The 19,297-nt window shown below is 40.1% G+C and carries 13 protein-coding genes; all 13 read right to left on the bottom strand.

Annotation, left to right across the window (positions count from 1 at the left end):
* Positions 1-142: 142 nt before the first annotated feature.
* Positions 143-5,569 carry a Cna B-type domain-containing protein gene (locus J2Z34_RS16460; protein ID WP_209460966.1) on the bottom strand — a complete coding sequence of 1,809 codons (5,427 nt, stop codon included), beginning with the start codon at positions 5,567-5,569 and terminating at the stop codon, positions 143-145.
* A 1,105-nt stretch (positions 5,570-6,674) separates the two neighbouring features.
* Complete coding sequence (locus J2Z34_RS16455) at positions 6,675-7,661, bottom strand: pilus assembly protein TadG-related protein (protein ID WP_209460965.1); 987 nt, start codon at positions 7,659-7,661, stop codon at positions 6,675-6,677.
* Positions 7,662-7,994: 333 nt separating this feature from the next.
* On the bottom strand, positions 7,995-8,924 hold the full coding sequence (locus J2Z34_RS16450; protein ID WP_209460964.1) for a pilus assembly protein TadG-related protein: 930 nt from the start codon (positions 8,922-8,924) through the stop codon (positions 7,995-7,997).
* Between the two features lie 151 nt (positions 8,925-9,075).
* Positions 9,076-9,417 (bottom strand): DUF192 domain-containing protein, encoded by a 342-nt coding sequence (locus J2Z34_RS16445; protein ID WP_209460963.1) that lies wholly within the window; start codon positions 9,415-9,417, stop codon positions 9,076-9,078.
* Between the two features lies 1 nt (position 9,418).
* On the bottom strand, positions 9,419-11,935 hold the full coding sequence (locus J2Z34_RS16440) for a vWA domain-containing protein (RefSeq protein WP_209460962.1): 2,517 nt from the start codon (positions 11,933-11,935) through the stop codon (positions 9,419-9,421).
* A 42-nt stretch (positions 11,936-11,977) separates the two neighbouring features.
* A complete protein-coding gene (locus J2Z34_RS16435; RefSeq protein WP_209460961.1) occupies positions 11,978-12,898 on the bottom strand; it encodes a type II secretion system F family protein in 921 nt (306 codons plus the stop codon).
* Between the two features lie 12 nt (positions 12,899-12,910).
* Positions 12,911-13,873 carry a type II secretion system F family protein gene (locus J2Z34_RS16430; RefSeq protein WP_209460960.1) on the bottom strand — a complete coding sequence of 321 codons (963 nt, stop codon included), beginning with the start codon at positions 13,871-13,873 and terminating at the stop codon, positions 12,911-12,913.
* Between the two features lies 1 nt (position 13,874).
* Positions 13,875-15,269, bottom strand: a complete 1,395-nt coding sequence (locus J2Z34_RS16425; protein ID WP_209460959.1) for a TadA family conjugal transfer-associated ATPase — start codon at positions 15,267-15,269, stop codon at positions 13,875-13,877.
* Between the two features lie 17 nt (positions 15,270-15,286).
* Positions 15,287-16,462 (bottom strand): CpaE/TadZ family protein, encoded by a 1,176-nt coding sequence (locus J2Z34_RS16420; RefSeq protein WP_209460958.1) that lies wholly within the window; start codon positions 16,460-16,462, stop codon positions 15,287-15,289.
* A 5-nt stretch (positions 16,463-16,467) separates the two neighbouring features.
* Entirely contained in the window at positions 16,468-17,205 is a 738-nt protein-coding gene (gene cpaB, locus J2Z34_RS16415) for a Flp pilus assembly protein CpaB (protein ID WP_209460957.1), read from the bottom strand.
* A gap of 73 nt (positions 17,206-17,278) precedes the next feature.
* Positions 17,279-17,734 (bottom strand): TadE family protein, encoded by a 456-nt coding sequence (locus J2Z34_RS16410; protein WP_209460956.1) that lies wholly within the window; start codon positions 17,732-17,734, stop codon positions 17,279-17,281.
* A gap of 17 nt (positions 17,735-17,751) precedes the next feature.
* A complete protein-coding gene (locus J2Z34_RS16405) occupies positions 17,752-18,330 on the bottom strand; it encodes an A24 family peptidase (protein ID WP_209460955.1) in 579 nt (192 codons plus the stop codon).
* Positions 18,331-18,652: 322 nt separating this feature from the next.
* Positions 18,653-18,820 (bottom strand): Flp family type IVb pilin, encoded by a 168-nt coding sequence (locus tag J2Z34_RS16400; protein ID WP_209460954.1) that lies wholly within the window; start codon positions 18,818-18,820, stop codon positions 18,653-18,655.
* Positions 18,821-19,297 lie beyond the last annotated feature (477 nt).

The raw sequence follows: 19,297 nt of genomic DNA, 5'->3' as shown, positions 1-19,297 counted from the left end.
TTCTTGAAGCTGAAGCTATTATTTCCTCCACCTGCATAGCAGGTGGTTTATTTGTTTCAAATGTGCCATTTGAAACGCACTAAAGTGACCAAAAAGATGCTGCCCCGGAAGGTTATCCTTCCGGGGCAGCTGTGTCACTTGTTTAGCCTATCTTTCTCCTTTTGCCCTTCATAAGGACCACACCGCCTATTATAGCCATGGCGCCCATGAGGTAAAGGAGTTCGCTCGGGATTCCGCCTGTCTGTGGAAGTTCTTCTTCCTCAGTGTTTGGTATCCTTACATCGAATGTCAGTCCACTCTTGTTTACATTGATGCTGTAGGTCTGGGTTGTCAGGATATAGCCTTCAGGTGCAGCAACCTCGGATATTATGTATTCTCCGTATGGAAGCATTACCTTGAGCAGTCCGTCCGCTCCAGTGGTGCCTTCGAATACAACGGCACCAGCCTTGTCCTTGATAACCATCTTGGCTCCTGCAAGGACTTCGTTAGTTACAGAATCAACCTTTCTGAGTGTTATGTCTCCCATGATCTTTACATTGACCACGGTTGCTGGTGTGGTTACTACTGTCTGTCCCTGCATCGTTACAGCTACCGGTATCACAACTTCACTCTTCACATAACCAACTGGTGCGCTGATTTCCTTAATCTTGTACTCTCCGTACTCGACATCGGTGAACCTGACCAGTCCGTCAGCAAGGCTTGTAGCCGTCTTGAGAGGTGCTGCAAACATTGTGTCCGTCACTGCATATAGTCCGAATACTGCACCTGCCAGAGGCATATGCGCATCGTCATGCTTGTGGAATTCTATAGTGCCCTTTATTCTAGTGTTGCTGATTTCGAATCCCTGTATTACCTTTACGTATCCTGCCACATCAGCTTCCTCTACACTGTAGATGTATGGGTTGCCGTCGTAGTCAGTAACATCAAGATTGTTCCAGGTATATTCGTTTGTTCCGCTTGGAAGGCCCACAGCTTCTCCAACTTTAACCTTATCGCCCTCTGCTATCTTCCTGTAAAGCTGGATGTAGATCGTCGGCCTTGTTTCAGGTCCGCCAACCCAGATCTTCTCTACAGTTACATAGGTCTTAGGTGATACATATTCATTCGTTACTTCCATGCCTTCTTCAATCTTCTCGTAATTCTCTCCGGTTACTACCTCCTCAACAGAGTAGGTATATGGATGTCCGTCGAAGTCGGTTGTCGGCATGTCTTCCCACATGTATTCAGAGGTTCCGTCTGGCAGCTCTACTGGATCTCCAACCATTTCTGGTTCTCCTTCAGGTATTACCCTCCAGAGCTGAAGCTCTATTGTAGGCCTCGGGCTTGGTCCGCCCATCCAGATCTTAGTACCGGTTATGTCTGTTACAGGAGGTACGTAGGTGTTCGTTACTTCAAGTCCATCAAGTTCCTTCTCATAGTTTTCAGGTACCATTACCTCATCTACTGTGTAGATGTAAGGCTCTCCATCACCATCAGTTTCCGGAAGATCTTCCCACAGGTATGTGGTTGTTCCATTAACTAATGTTACAGGCTCTCCAACCTCTTCCATCTCTCCGCCTTCTATATGCCTGGACAGCTGTAGCTGTACATCAGGTCTCGGACTAGGTCCTCCGACCCAGATCTTCGTTCCAAGCACGTCTGTGAGCGGTGATTCGTAAGTGTTGGTTACTGTCAGTCCGTTCAGGGTCTTTACGTAATTCAGAGGTACGGCAACCTCATCCACTGTGTAGATGTACGGTACGCCGTCGTTGTTGAATTCATCGACCCCTATCCACTTGTAGGTTGTCGTTCCGCTTGGCAGTGTTGCAGGAGTCCTTACCGGTACCTTCGGTCCTTCGCCTATCTGTCTGAACAGCTGAAGCTGTATCTCAGGTCTCGGGCTCGGTCCGCCATCCCAGATCTTCGTTCCTATTACATCTATCAGCGGCGAGTGGTATGTATTTGTTACAGTCATTCCATCTTCAGTCTTCGTGTAGTTGGCCGGTGCTCCGACCTCCTTGATACTGTAGATGTATGCAATTCCATCATTGTTGAATTCTGCGACATCCTCCCACTTGTAGGTGGTTGTTCCGTCTTCGATTGTTACCGGGCTTCCAACGGCTGCATCCGCGCCACCCTGAATCCTTCTGTAAAGCTGAAGCTCTATGTCAGGTCTCGGGCTTGGTCCGCCTACCCAGATCTTAGTTCCTGTTACATCGATCAGCGGTGAATGGTAGGTGTTCGTTACTTCCATACCATCAAGCGCCTTGCTGTAGTTTTCAGGTACGGCAACTTCGTCAACAGAATAGATATATGGTACGCCATCATTATTGTACTGCGGCACATCCTCCCACTTGTAGGTGATTGTTCCGTTAACTAGCGTTACAGGATCTCCAACAGCTATCTTAGGTCCTATGCCTATCTGCCTGAACAGCTGAAGCTGTATGTCAGGTCTCGGGCTAGGTCCGCCTACCCAGGTCTTCGTTCCTGTTACATCTATAAGAGGTGAGTTGTATCTGTTAGTTACCGTCATGCCTTCTTCTGCCTTCGTGTAGTTCATCGGTGTCCCGATTTCCTTCACGTAGTATATATAAGGCACTCCGTCATTGTTGAATTCCTCGACATCCTCCCACTTGTAAGTGGTTGTTCCGTCCTTAAGAGTTACAGGATCTCCAACAGGCATCTCAGGCCCTGCCATTATCTTCCTGAACAGCTGTAGCTGTATATCAGGTCTCGGGCTAGGTCCGCCTACCCATATCTTGGTTCCCGTCACATCTATGAGCGGTGAATGGTATGTGTTGGTTACGGTAAGTCCATTTTCAAGTTTGGTGTAGTTGAGTGGTGTTCCGACTTCCTTGATGGTATAGATGTATGCTATTCCATCGCTGTTGAACTCCTCTACATCCTCCCACTTGTAACTTAATGTTCCGTCCTTGATTGTTACAGGACTTCCTACCGGAGCATCTGCTCCACCCAGGATCCTTCTATAAAGCTGAAGCTCTATATCAGGTCTCGGACTAGGTCCGCCGACCCAGATCTTCGTTCCAGTCACATCAATGAGTGGTGAATGATAGGTATTAGTTACAGTCAGCCCCGATTCATCCTTTGTGTAGTTTAGTGGAGTTCCTACTTCCATTACCGTATAGGTATATGGATTCCCATCATTGTCTGTTGTAGGCAACTGCATCCAGGTTACCTGCAGCACTCCATTCTCAAGGTCCTTAGGACTCTCTACAGGAATCGCTGCTCCTCCGAGCACGCTTCTGTATAGCTGGAATGTTACAGTAGGTCTTGGAGCTGCTCCGCCGACCCATATCTTAGTTGCTGTGATATCTGCCTTTGGAGGCACATATGTATTCGTTACGGTAAGTCCGCTCTCATCCTTCGTATAGTTCGTTGGCGTTCCAACTTCCCTTACACTGTAGGTGTACTCATTTCCGTCACCATCGGTAAGCGGCAGCTGGTTCCAGGTTACCTGCAGAGTTCCATTTATAAGATCCTTAGGAGCTTCAACAGGAACTGCTGCTCCGCCCAGCACGCTTCTATATAGCTGGAAGGTTATCGTAGGTCTTGGACTAGGTCCGCCTACCCATACCTTTGTAGCTGTTATGTCACGTTTAGGTGGAATATAGGTATTTGTTACTGTCAGTCCGTTTTCACTCTTGGAATAGTTAGCTGGTGTCCCAACCTCCTGCACCGTGTAGGTATACGGATTTCCATCAGTATCTGTCGTAGGCATCTGCATCCAAGTAACCTGCAGCACTCCGTTCACAAGATCCTTAGGATCTCCGACAGGAACCGCTGCTCCTCCCAGAACGCTTCTATAGAGCTGGAAGGTTACTGTTGGTCTTGGAGTTGGTCCGCCCACCCATATCTTGTTGGCTGATATATCAGTCTTAGGTGGTACGTAGGTATTGGTAACTGTCAGTCCGCTCTCATTCTTTGTGTAGTTTGTCGGTGTTCCGACTTCCCTTACTGTATAGGTATATGGATTCCCATTCCCATCAGCCAGAGGCATGTCGTTCCAGGTTACCTGCAATACTCCATTGACAAGATCCTTCGGATCTCCGATTGGGGCTGCAGCTCCTCCAAGCACACTTCTGTATAGCTGGAAGGTTATGGTAGGTCTCGGGCTAGGCCCGCCTACCCAAATCTTTGTAGCTGTAATATTATCCCTAGGAGGAACGTAGGTATTGGTGACTGTCAGTCCATTTTCCGACTTGGTGTAATTCGTCGGTGTTCCGACTTCCTGAACCGTATAGGTATATGGATTGCCGTTCATGTCAGTTGTCGGCATGTCGTTCCATGTTACCTCGATAACTCCATTAACGAGATTCTTCGGATCTCCAACAGCAACCGCTGCTCCACCGAGAACACTTCTATAAAGCTGGAAGGCTATCGTCGGTCTTGGAGTAGGTCCTCCTACCCAGATCTTGTTTGCTGTTATATTCTCCTTAGGTGGTACGTATGTATTTGTTACGGTAAGTCCAACCTCACTCTTTGAATAGTTGGTTGGTGTTCCGATCTCTTTTACAGTGTAAATGTACAGATTCCCCTGTGGATCAGTACTAGGAAGTCCTGGCCAGGTAACCTGTAAGGTTCCATCCGGAAGATTCTTCACATCACCGACAGCCATATCAGCACCACCGGATATTCTCCTGTAAAGCTGGAATTGGACTGTAGGTCTTGGTGTAGGTCCTCCTACCCAGATCTTGTTTGCTGTTACATCAATAACCGAAACCTTGATCTTATTGGTTATTGTCAGAGATGCATCCGGGAATTCTCCAGTAAATACGACAACCCCACCATTGGTTATTGTTGTCTCATATAGAGTCCCGTATCCAGGCTCTGTAACTGTATATGTACCAGGCTGCAGGTTCTCGATTACTATCGAGGATCCGCTGGTAATCGTCCTGTACATTGTAGGTGTTCCATTGTTGCTGGTGATTACTATATCGAAGCTCCTTGCCTCGTTCAGTACCGCACCATTGGCATCCAGAAGCACCTTATTGATTGTAAGGTCTCCCAAGTATATGATGTCATTTCTCATCATCGACACAGTCTTGTCAGCACCGAGTAATCTGTACTGAAGGCTTGCTCCAGGCCACTCTGCAGCGTTATCTGATAGCTGGGCCTTGAATTTCAGAGTAAAGTCTTCAATTAGAATAAACTTTGCAGGATCATCGATTACGAGTGTGAATGTCAGTATGTCGCCAACCACAACAGGTGCTGTGATATGGTATCCTCCCACTATTTGAGCAGGCTCACTACCAGGTGTGAAATCTCCCAAACCCTCATATAGTACAAAATATCCCGCATGCTCATATCCTATTATCCCGCCATTGTTGTAATCCAGTTCAACAGTAAATTCAAGTGGATCACCATCGTAACTGTTGACACCAAATTTCAAATCAACCCAGTCAAGCTCCGTATATCCCTTAATCGCTCCAGTAGTCCAAAGGCTGTTTGCCTTATGCCAACCCTCAAGCGTGTAGCCAGTGTTTGCAAGCGCAGATTTAGTGGTGAAAAGCGAGAACAACATCATGAAAGAAACGAATAGCGATAGCAGTTTTTTGAGGCCTCTGTTCACGATTTCTCCTCCTTTCAAAGGAATTGCTTATGTCAAAGCATTATGTAAGTAAACAGTAATCGGTCCATCCTGATATTAATAAATCAGCCCGAACCCAGACTTTCTTTCGTTTCACTATAAAATAAAAACCCCGAGGTTCTCCTCAGGGTTTGCTGGCTTTCTACAAACATTATCAATTTTGGTTGGAAAGCCTATCCCTAAGGATTTCTGTCAAATACCGTCATAAATCAAGCATTATGGGAATGTTTTATAATATAATTAACATTAAGAATCATCTATATGTTCATATTATCATTAACCTAATTTCATTTCAATTATATTATTATGAACTTATTATGCAATTTCGCATTGTTCGTCTATATATTTGACATAATACAATCAATTTAATTATTTTCTAATACTTTTGCAATTAATTTGATATTATTCAAAATATCCACACACGCTGCCTTAATCCAACAATTTACCAGTTTATATTAATTTATATTGAAAATTATTAAAATATTGTATATATCTATTTGTTCATATAAAATATTCTCTTACTTATTATGTTCAATATACTTTTATTGTCTCTCGTTTCCGACATGGTTATGGATAATATCAATTTCAGGTTACATTTTTAACATATGTGCAAGTTTCGGTTTGACTGATAACAGAGTTTCAAATCCATTTTTCCCACTAAAAGTTAAGATTCCAATCACGCTTAAGATAGTATTGAATCAAATTTAAACATTCCCGGCAACCGCAGCGACATAACTTACCCAGTTATCGGTTCACAGAAACCCCAGTTCATTTATTATTAATACCTGACTGTTACTATGTGCAATTTTCTTATACCCTTTCGAAATCCTCAGAAATAATCCGCATGATAAACCCAATCAATACATCAAAGTACGAAGCCCTTACTTAACTTCTACACGCATCGACCAGATTTTTTACTCTCAGCAGCATTTTGAAAACCAGCCCTATACACCAGAAAATCCTGACCACCATATAGCAGTCAGGATTTCCCAGGCGAGCAATCACATATTCTGTTCCATGTCATAACTTAAAATAATTCAGAATCACGCTAAACCTAAACTAATTCAACAGCACATAAACCACCATACTAGTCAATTAGACTAGAAGCATAGATCATAACACCATGCACGTCAGGCAACGTACTTGTATTGATATCATGATGATCCTTGTAAGTTAAGGTTATCTCTTTAAATTTGTACTTGTCCAGATTAACCTCCAAAAGCACAAGGTCATCTTCATCAATATACCATTTGGTAGACTGTATATAAGTATTGATGTCTTCAATTGCAATATTCTCTGTTTCTCCAGTTATGATATTATGAAGCGTAACATGTTTAGATTTGATAATACTTGCTTTAAGACTTAAAATATACACCGTCTTGTCATCACTATCCTGGATATTATCCCAAATCTCCTCAAGGATTTTCTTCTTGGCCTCAGGGTTAGCTTCCACACCATTGTTAATATTGACACCATCGAGGTATGTGACTTCAAAGCTTCTGTTCGGACTATCACCCAGACCACTCCAGTCTGATTGGTCGATAGATGCATAGAATCCCTCACTGTCCTTGTCCCATATTGTAAAAGTTATCGGGTCATCTTCCGAATAATTATTGTTCACATTTATAAATGGCAGGGACTGACCAGCCCATGTGGATCTCTGTTTCGCCACTGCTCTGGCAGAAACCTCGGAATCAGCTATTCCAAGAACCTGGGCAAATATCGTTTTAACCTTTCTCGTTACAGTTACTTCAATCTCTGTCTTGTTACCATCGAATGGTGTCACAGGAACTACAGAATATGAAATAGTATCCAGCGAGGTATCCTGCAGTAAATTCTTAGCAGCAGCGCTTTTCGCTACTGATTTTGCCAGAGTTGCATTAGGCAACGACATCGCTCCAGCAAGCGCTGCAGCATCCGCAGCATTCTGCACTTCTCTTTTTTGATTGTATAGCATGCCAATATCTACAGATAATGCAGCAAAACCCATCAGCACAGTCATGGATAGTGCTACCAATATGGTTACCGAACCATCTTCACCTTTGAAAAACCTCTTTAATATTGATCGTTTCACCTAACAACACCTCAATTCGACCAATTTTTTATTAACATTAAGATGACAACAAATAACAATTCATTAATAAATAATTAAATTAAAATGTAATAAATCATTTTCGACACATTAGTACATCTTATTTAAAATATAGTCGATTATCCAGCTATTGTCAATGCAAACGTAGCGATTTCGCAATTTTGTAACAATTATATCTCCCATAATTCGTCATATCCCCTTTGTAATTCGACATCATGCTCCTAAATGAAATAAAGGCCAACATCAGGTTCAATAACCCGATGTTGGCCTTTATTTCATTCTACATAGTCAGTCTTCAATACCCAAAAAACAAATCTAATCAATAAGTCTCGCTGCTCTTCCTTCTGGTTCGATGTAATTTGCGGGGAAATCACCATTAGCAATATCATACTCAGCTAACACTGTCAATTTTGCCGTATCCCACTTGCTGGCATATTCATCAAAACTGCACTTAAGGAGCATTAGCTGGTCAACATGCACTATGTCCGTTGTTGAAAGATCCGTAATATTTATCACATCTCCAGTTATAAGCTTCACTTTGGTACTTGCAATTACACTGTCCTTAAGACTCAATACATATACAAATCCTGCTAAATAATTTCTATCGTATATCGCTTCAACTTCCTGTTTGATTGTAGCAATTGCACCATTGTCAACCGCGATTCCGTCATCATAATCAAGAAGGAAATAAACTTGTGAAATATCGTGTTTGTCATCACTTGGATTGATCAGTGTATACTCTTCCTTCTTTATGCTTTCAAAGTTACCTGAATTTGTGTCTAGCTTTTCCCATACACCTAAATCAGTTTTGTAACTATCCTGATTTAAGAACGGCAACGCTTCTCCATACCATGCAATTTTTTGTGCAGTTGCACTTGCCCCAACCATGCTATCAGTTGAAGTTAAAAATACAGAAAATATCCTCTCAGCTACCTGCTCGACATCAACTTTAACAGTCTTTGCACTAACGAGAGTGACATCAATATTTTCTACTGGTATGTCAATGTTTTTTTGAACTGCAGTTATAGCTGCACTTTCATAATCTCCCGATAACTCAATTTCAAGCACCCCAGCAAGAGCTCCAGCATCAGCGGCATTCTGCAATGATCTTCGCTGATTGTACATGAATCCGACATCAATAGCCAATGCGGCGAATCCCATTAGCACAGTCATCATCAAAGCCACGATAACTACTACAGCACCATCTTCATTTTTCATTAGCATCTTCAATGATTTACGCTTCATCAGACTCACCCCTTGTTTCAATCATCATATACATTTACCCCTAAATAATAATCATTCTTTTAACTACAATATATTGCTGTCAACATTGAATGTCAATGAAAAGCTACGATTGTAGCATTTCTGCATATTTCATATTTCACGCTTCTACATGTCATAGTATCTCCACTATGTCACCTTGTTCTAGCTTTCCACTGAATTCACCGGTATTAGCTTCTATGACAAATTTAGCTCCAGTTACTATCGGGCTTGTGCTAAATGGCTTCATTCCAGCAATGACCCTAATTACTCTTTGGTCCTTGTCAACAAAAGCTACATCTATTGGAAACTTCATGAAAAAGCAATGTATGCTATTGCATGGCTTAATCATAAGACCACTTCCTGCTTCAAGAGATTCTCTACCCAAAAGTCCTTTTAGCCGAGAAATGAAAGTATCAGCCATTTCTACCTTACTAAGAACCTCCAGTTGTCTTGTCTTATTAACAAGTATAGCCATCCTACATTCTTCCTTCCAAAAGGTCTTTTCCTTGCTGCTTGTCCTTTGACATATGCTTTTCAGCATAGTACTGGAAAACATATCCTCCCGACTCAAAGGCATCCTTATCAAAGAGTTCCTTCTTTGTCATGACTTCATTCTTGAATTCAAAGATTCCAGGTTGTGTTGTATATAGAACGAATTTTGGTCTGTTAACTTTTTTTGCCAAAGCCCTGTATCCAGCTATGAACCTCCACTTCCCGAATTCATATTCATTTTCAAGCACAATGTCATACTTGTATTGTGATCCGTTGATATAAAAGTCTGCAGCAGCATTGTTTTCATTAAATGAAATGCTTACTTTATTCTTCCTCTTGTTCCTTATCGGGATTTCCTTCACCGCACCATCTACTAGCTCTTCATTTTTCTTATGGTATAGTAGCATTCCTCTGACTATTATGTTTGGCTTAACGAGTATTGAATACAGGAATATTCCAATCAGCATAATGATAAGAGGTAACCCGATTATCAATCCAAGTAGCCCAATATATATCGGGAGATTTTCCCTTATATTCATCATCCTAAGCTGAGACTTTGTTATGACTTCAAGTTCAAGAGAAATAACTCCAGTTTCAACTGCAGTAAGCGGATCCTCGTTAATAGCCTCGATAACAAACTGGTATGGCGTATTCTCAAGCTCCGATACCAAAGTTAGAGTAATCTCCTTATCTATGGTCTGCTCGGGCTCAATTGTTATAGTCGGACTATCTATCATTCCGATTGATGTATCCACTGATAATGTGACAATTTCTCTTACCTTTGAAGTGCTTATGAGTGTCATTGGTATCGTTAACTTGGAACCTGCAACTCCATAAATTGATGAATTGCCAACATTTACTAATATTGTTCCAGGCTGAACAACCTCATATGAACCAAGGGCTTTATCGATAATAAAGTTTTCTCCCTTGTAAATCCCTTGTACAAGCAAAGCTGCTTGTGTCTGACCTTCCTTCACAAACGACTGCTTTACTGTAAAAGTACCGTCTCCCGACTTAATGTCTCCGGATGCCGGATCCTGGTTGTCAACCAGCGGCAGAAGCTCTTCAGTTCCATCTGCATATTTCAGCAGCAGGCTGAAAGTGCTTATAGAAATATCCTGACTAGCCGTTATCTTATTTCCTCTCATTTCGAGATATCCAGTTACAGTCATGCTGTCGCCTAGTTTATGTATGGCTTTATCAGCGAAGAAATCCGTTTTTAATACCGGAAGCTCTCTTACGGTCACTTTCGAATTGGTACTGGTAATAAGATTTTCATCTTCCTTAACAGTAACCGCAATTTCATATGTACCTTGAACATCAGGCTTGTCGAATATACCCATATAAACTCCATCGTATTCTTCAAGTATGATGGAATTCAATTCAGGTGTTCCATTCTTTATTACTAGGGCTTCTACTACCGCTTTCTCGTTCACTTCGCCTGTTAACTGAACACTGATTTCCATAGGTTCATTTACAGGTTGTTGAGTATTTGCCTGCGGTTTAGTTACCCACGCTTTCAGGAACAGGTCCTTGTCTCCAAAAGCCCTGACTAATCCTGCACCATTTGCTTTTAATGTCCATTTACCAGATAGCTCATTTGTGGCCTGATTCATAGTAACCAAGGTATATCTGTCAGTAGTCTGCACAACGACATTTTCGTTTATTGATTTACCTTCTGGTGGTACTAGAGATACAGACAATGGCTGTGCTGCATTTGCAAATACCATGGTAATCTGGGAAGTATATGTATCGAAATCAAACTCCAATGCCTGTTCGCCAGCAAGCTCGAGATTAGATGCAAGAAAACTTCTCCTGTTCTTGAGTGAACTCAATACATTAAAGAAGGTTACAGCAAGCTCGCCAGGATCGCTTATGAATTGAGCTGAACCTTGGGTATCTGCTGATATCCTGTTAAGTATGTCTTGATTAACTGCACCAAATCCCACAGAATAAACCGGGTACTGTTTCAAGCCTATTTCAGAAACCGTTGCCCACATACTATTCATATACTGATCCATGTAACCGGGATTATTTCTCAAAGCAGGATTGGGATCAGGAACACCATCAGTCAGGAATATGATGACTTTCCTGACATCAGACGCGGTATAAGCACTAAGCTGATTTGAAGCAGCCTGCAATGCAGCCTGATAATGCGTATCCCCTGCAGCATTTAGACTTGGAGCCAGGGTACTCTTGATCAATCCTTTATTTGCAGTACTTCCAACCTGTTGCATTGGAATTACTTCAACAGTTTGGGTGTTAAAAGTAATAACGCCCAGATTATCCTCCGGGCTAAGCAAATCAATGAAAATATTCGCTGCCGTCTCTCTCAGCCTTGTCGGGTCTGTACTAGCCATGCTCCCAGAAGTATCAATAACCAAAGAAACGACAAGTTTCTCAAGCATTAGGCTACTTTTCTGATCTGAAAGAACGGAAATACTCCCCATACTATTAAGGGCTACCAATATGAAAACAATATATTTAGCTAAGCTTTTCATATCAATTCTTCCTTTCAGATCAAACTATGTATTGGGTGATAATCACTTAGTTTTACTTAATGTTTCAATAATACTAATTACAGCAGGACCAAGTACCACAACAAATAACGTAGGTAGAATAAACAGAATCATCGGAAAAAGCATTTTTACGGGAATCTTTGCAGCTTTTTCTTGAGCCCTTTGTCTTCGAACTTGTCTCATAGATGTAGATTGGACTCGAAGAACATTAGCGATATTTGACCCCAGTTGTTCTGCCTGAATGACTGCTGATACAAATTGTGCAAGGTCATCCACCTTTGTTCTCTCAACCATGCCTCTTAGTGAGACTTCTCTTTCTTTACCTTTACTAATATCCTCCATCGCTCGAATTATTTCTTCACTTAATGAACCATTCATTTTCTCAGCAGCCTTTTTCATGGCCATGTCAAATGCAAGCCCCGCTTCAACGCTTACATAAAGCAAATCAAGCATGTCAGGTAGACTCTTTTGAATTCCTTCCATTCTCGCTATTGATTTAGAATTTAAAGATACATATGGGAATATAAAACCAATCAAACCTGTAAAAAAAGCTAGAACCACACCAGAATTTCCCGCTGATCGCAATAACAAAAAGAATACCGTTCCTAAAAAAAGTCCCAGCATAATCTGGATAGCTAATATTCCACCAAACGTAACTGATGGTCCAGAGCCGCTGCTAATAATAAGATTTTCGTACTTCTTTTTAATTTCAGCAGGTGCGGCATTACTGATTGCATGAGTAATCTTTTGGTATGCCGGCTTAATTACCCTTTCAGCAAAGGGTTGTTTCATTTCATCCTCATCTTCATCAATAACAGGAGACATCCCTTTAATATTATTTAACCTTTCGTATACGGTCTGATTTTTCTTGAAAATAACTAAATATCCAAGCAGAAAGAGATATAATGTAGTAATAAAAACAAGTAGATATATCAGAATTTCCATTCCTATCTCCTCCTATATTTCAATATTTACAAGTTTTACCAACATGAATATACCAGCAATCTCCATGATACTTGCAACAACAAGAGCTACGATTCCTGGTAAAGTCGTGAATAAAACATCTAAATACCCAGGATTTAGCACGCTTATCACTAAACCCAATACAATTGGTAGTAAACTAATTATTATAGCCGAAAGCCTTCCTTGGGCTGTCAGACTTCTTATCTCACCTCTGAGCTTTACCCTTTCTCTAATTGTATTTGAAATTGTATCAAGTACCTCAGCTAGATTGCCTCCGACTTGCCTCTGAATCAAAAGTGCAGTAACAAACATATCTAAATCTTCATCATCGGTTCGCTCACTAAGGTTTTCTAATGCTTCTTCCATTGGTTTACCAAGTGAATTATCTCTCAGAACCTTAAGAAACTCATCAGCTATCGGACTATCCATCTCTTTACCAGCTACATTAAGTGATTGAGGAAAACTAAACCCCGCTCTAAGCCCGTTGGAAATTAGAGTCAATGCTTGCGGTAATTGATTATTTAGAAGTCTTCCTCTCTTCTTCTTTATGGATCCGATATATATGTCAGGAATCTTATATCCTATTAAGCCTCCAAGAATCCCCGCGAGTATATTTCTACCGATTAAAAACATTAATAAACCCACAATTATCGCACTCATAAATGACATCCCAACAAATTCCTCTGGCTTCATTTTTATATACGCTTGTAGCAATTTTATTCTAATTTTATCAAAATATGATTTTTGTGTGACAGCACTTCCCATTACTTTAAATAGGCTAAATCCCTGTTCCTTTCTCTCCTTTTTAGTTTCACTTACTTCAGCCGCCTCCATAAATGAATTAGCGATTTCAAGCCTCTTAAGTGTTGCAATCCTAGACCCATAGATTAAATAGTATACTCCAATCACTAAAAGTACTATAGTAAAAAAAGTTAGTACCAGAATCAAGTATTTCATTTTAATACCTCCTCTGGTTGGTCTCCGTATTAATTTCCGGAGTTTTAAACACACTAGCTGGAATATTATCTCCATGAGCTTTTATCTTTTCGAGGAAGTTGGGAACGATTCCAGTAGGAACATGCTTCCCTATTACTCCACCACGTTCATTAAACCCTTCCTGGCGGAATATATATATATCTTGAAGAGTAATCGTATCACTTTCCATACCTACGATTTCAGTAATCTTCATAATTTTTCTTGTACCATCAGTAAACCTTCCTACCTGAACAATTAAGTTTATAGCAGATGTAATCTGCTCTCTTATCGCACGCGAAGGAAGCTCCATACCTGACATCATTACCATTGTTTCAAGTCGAGCTAAACTGTCTCTTGGTGTATTCGCATGTATTGTTGTTAGTGATCCATCATGTCCAGTGTTCATCGCCTGGAGCATGTCAAGTGCTTCTCCGCTTCTTACTTCTCCAACGACTATTCTATCAGGTCTCATACGAAGAGTATTGACCACAAGATCTCTAATGGTAATCCTTCCTTTTCCCTCAATATTAGCCGGCCTGGCTTCAAGGGTTACTACATGTTCCTGCTGAAGTTGAAGCTCAGCTGCATCCTCAACAGTAACAATTCTTTCGTTATCCGGTATGAATCCGGAGAGCACATTAAGGAGTGTAGTCTTACCACTACCAGTTCCTCCAGAAACAAGTACATTGACTCTTCCTCTTACACTAGCTCGGAGAAGCTTTGCCATATCACCATTCAGTGTACCGAAAGCAATCAGATCTTCAAGCGTAAAAGGATCAACAGAAAACTTACGGATCGTTATTGCAGGTCCCTTAATCGAAAGTGGAGGAATGATAATGTTAACTCTTGAACCATCAGGAAGTCTCGCATCGACAAGAGGCGAACTCTCATCAACTCTTCTGCCGAGTGGAGCAATAATCTTGTCTATAATATGCATAACATGCCTGTCATCCCTGAAAGTATGCTCAGTCTTTAAAATCTTACCGCTACGTTCAACAAAAATGCTTTTAGGACCGTTTACCATTACTTCAGTAACAGTAGGGTCATTAAGTAGTATAGTTATTGGTCCATAGCCAAATATTTCATCCATAACAGAGTTATTTACTCTCTGCTTATCTCCTAAAGATAAATGCCTCTTCGTTTCGAACAGAATGCTATTTATAGTCTCATTAATTTTTTCTTGGACTGTCCTTTTCTGAATAATATCGTTAGAATCTGCACTTAACGTAATTTGATCAATTACATTACCCAGCACCTCATAAGAAAGGTCATCCAATTCCTTTTTCTTTTTCGCTAGGAGCTCAGATGTGCTTTCTTTTTCTTCAACCACTGGCTCAGATTTCTTTATTCCATTTACACCGAATGTTCCAAAAGCCATGGAGCTCTCCTCCCTCTCTAGTTACGTTCTTTAACACCTGCATCATCAACCAGTTTCTTAGCCAAACTTATAAAATCCTTAGTTACTGCATCTCTGGGATTTCTGATAACTATAGGAATGCCCTGATTCAGAGATGAAATGACATCCTTATAATCAGCCGCAAGAGTCGCGTATATCCCCATATTCAAAGTTGCTTCAACATCCTTAGGTTTAATTTCTCCTCTGTTATCATGTCTGTTTAGAACAACTCTTATCTTTGATTTAGGATAATTCAAATCATTCAAAGTTATTAATGCAGCTTTTACATTTCTGACAGTAGATACTTCAGGAGTCGTTACTATAAGAAGCTTATCAGCGATAGCGAGAGCCGGATTCACCGGATCATGGAACCTTGCAGGCATATCAACTACTACATAGTCAAATGCACTTTGCAGAGTTCTAAGAATAATATCAATATGCTCTGCATTAATGAACTCACTCATCTGTGGCTGAGCATTTGCTGGCAACACCTTGATTCCAGAGTCATGTGGAATCAAATAACTTTCAATAAGGTCAGCATCAATATTCCTGATGTCATCTACAATATCCGTCAACGTAAACTTTGGAAGAATATTCAATGCAAGAGCTGCATTTCCAAAGTCGAGGTCAAGATCAACAAGAACAACTCTTTTTCCAGTATTCTTGGCAAGCGCCACAGCAAGATTTATCGAGACGAAGGTCTTACCTACTCCACCTTTGGTACTGAATACGGTCATTACCTGACCTAATGTTGATTTTCTTCTTGCCTTTGTACTTCCTTCCTTATGAATCATAACCTTTTTCTTAGCGAGTTGATTTACTCTATAAATTGTATCGACAAGCTTGGATGGGGTAAATGGCTTTATTAGAACATCCTTCGCACCAGCAAATATTGCCTTGTGCATAGTCTCTTCCTTTAGATCATCCTCCATCATTATAATTGCAATGTCCGGGTACTCATTGGAAATTTTTTCCGCTATTCGGTAACCATCTTCTCCTACCTTTGCTCCAAGAAGTACGACGTCCACAGAGTTATCTTCAATGAAATCAACAGCTTCGTCTTCAGAGTCCGACTCGCCAACTAAAATGATATACTCAACATTGCTTAATATCTCTGAAATGGTGTTTCTCTCTTCTTGAGTTGCCTCCAGAACTAAAACCTTTATCCTATCCATAGCAATCACCTATCTCTCCATGTATTAAAGCTTCCAATACCAAATTGCTGCAAGTCAACTTTGTTTGTATCTACTGGATTTCTGAGTGTCAAATGTATCGTGCCATTGATATTAGCAAAAGCCATTACCTCAGCCTGGGCTGGAGTTACTAGCAAAGTTATAGATGTTGTTACACCTATTTGCTTATCCTCTACTGTAGCTGGGAATGGTCCTTTTTCCATTACTTCAAGATTCTGGAACTGGGTAAATACTTCCTGTGTTTTTTGTGTTGTTTCTCCTTCTGCATTCAGCACTTCAAATTCGTAATGCACCAGGACATCAACCCTGTCACCAATCTCAATGTATCCAGCAACTCCAGATATTTCATTTAATGGTATTGAAATGGCTCTCATATTTTCAGGTATTCTATACGCAAGCGGAGATGAGACGCCATCAGTTATAACTCTTCCTTGAATTATTTGCTCTCCGCTGATAATTTCAGATTTAGTCGTTCCTCCTACCACATCCTGAACTGAAGAGAACGCATCAGGGTGCACGGCTTCAGCTGGCAATGATTTTATTGTCAACATCTCTTCCGTTATCTTGACATGAGCTGGAATAGTACTGATAGCAACAACAGCATTTTTCATTTGAGAATCGATGTCAGGTTTTTTATCTAAATCCCTAATGTAAAAATATAGTAATGATACAGTTACCAATCCAAGAATTACAGCCAAGACTAAAATCCTCTTCTTTATCTTCATTGCTAGCACCCTCCTTAGTATACAATCCTTCATTCAGCAACTTACAATCTTAGTACAATAGGGCATACTTCAATTATGGAATTGCTAAAGTCAAACTATACTCAATCCTCATACTTGCAGTTGATGACATTAACACCTTATTGTTTTCAAAAACAGTACCTCCAAAAAACGCCGCCATCAATCCATTGAAGGCCCCTGTAATACCTGAGACTTCCCCTTGGACGGTGACAACTGCCATCTTAACGCCAGCGACTGTGGTTTCCGAAAGAGTTGTAAATGTTCCTGATGTAGTCACTATTCCATGATTCAAGTAGGTCGCGACCACTGTCTCAACTTCAGTATCAGAGTCTTTATGAATCGCATAGTATCTCGCACCTTCTCTTGCTGCACCTGTTACTGTAATTTTCGCATTAAGAAACCATCCAAACTCGATAATACCAAGTAACAGTACAAGCAGTAAAGGTAGAACCAGAGCAAATTCAACTGCCGATTGGCCTGCCTCACCGCTAATTCTAAATAGTTTTTTCATTAATTTCACCTACCCCATCAAACGAATGGTGGAAATTTTAAATTGCTCCCTATCAATACAAGTAATGTTCCAATCGCAATAGCGACCCCATATGGTATGTACATTTTTTCATTTTTCTGAATCCTGGTTCGTGCATCTCTATAACTAGTTAATATCTTTTCATTACGTGTTATCAGGTACAATATATTCAATACTTTCAAATGAATTAGATAAGCGAAATTCCCAATCATTCTATTGAAGTATCCATTATTGATTGTATATCCTATAGCAATTATACCACCTACAAGAGCAGTTAATAAAGCAGAATATACAGTTAATTTCCAACCCAGCAATGAACCTACGGCCGCCATGAGTTTCACATCACCTGCACCCATTCCACCCAACAAAAATGGAATAAAAAAAACAGCAAGTCCAACTAGAAACCCCATTAGACTGAACTGGACTCCAGAAAACCCACTATTTAACCAAGATCCAATAATACCTAGCGTAAATGCAGGTATCGTTACTTTATTTGGTATTTTTCTCTCAGTAATATCAAACTTTGCTGCATATAACAATAGCAAAATGAGTATAATATATTTTAGATAATAGAACATTGCGTTCACCGAAATTCCTAATTAAAATATTTAGTGATAGTGCTTAATATGTGAGTGAAATTTTCAAAAACCGCAGTTTTCATTGATAGAAGTACAAGCACAGCTGATATTGATATGAACACATATAAAAGTCCAGTCTCAACTAAACTTTGCCCATCCTCATTGTAAACCAACTTCAAAATCATGAGAATCTCCCTCCAATATAATTTCTTTACTACTAATCCTAATTCAAAAAAATTAATAAAATTTACTACTATTATAAGATTACCCCCTAAATAGGGGGTAATCTTATAATATTTACTTACCGAAGTATAAATGCTATCTAACGATTTACTAACGCATCAACTACTGACTGGAATATTGCTATCAACTCAGGCCCTATTAATACAATAACCGCTATAGCCGCAACCGAAATCAATGCCACTAAGAGTCCATACTCTACCATTCCCTGACCTTCCTCGTCATTCCACAGCCTTTTTAAAAGTTCCATGTCTTTTTCTCCTTTTCATTAAATTATTTTACTCACGCAACAGAATATGAGATATTTCGACATAAGCTTCTGTTACCTTTATGTCTTTATTATAATTATGGTTTTTGATAGTGTCAATACAAAAATCGTTTAGGATTAAATAATACCAACAGATTTTGGTTAATTATCTATTAACGAGCAAATAGCATTAGACTTTGATTTATTAGGTAATCTGATTCCTCAAGCACAACTTTTTGAATATAATATAATTTTATTCAAAGTTACTAACTTTATTTAGTTGATTCTAAACAGCAAATGTCAATATATTGTGTTTATTCAAGATTATACGCTTATTTCAAACTTAACAATCAATATTTAAACTAATAAATTTGGTGTTACTACATAGCGGTGTTTGTCAAGGTAGTTGTCGCAAAATCTTATCGTCAGTTTTGATCGGATTCAGCCAAACCTCAGTTGGAACTTCCATCTTCCTGATTT

Source organism: Youngiibacter multivorans (genome assembly GCF_017873395.1).
Lineage (GTDB): Bacteria > Bacillota > Clostridia > Clostridiales > Clostridiaceae > Youngiibacter > Youngiibacter multivorans.
The sequence above is the reverse complement of the archived record's forward strand: the minus strand, read 5'-3'. Positions and strand labels throughout refer to the sequence as shown.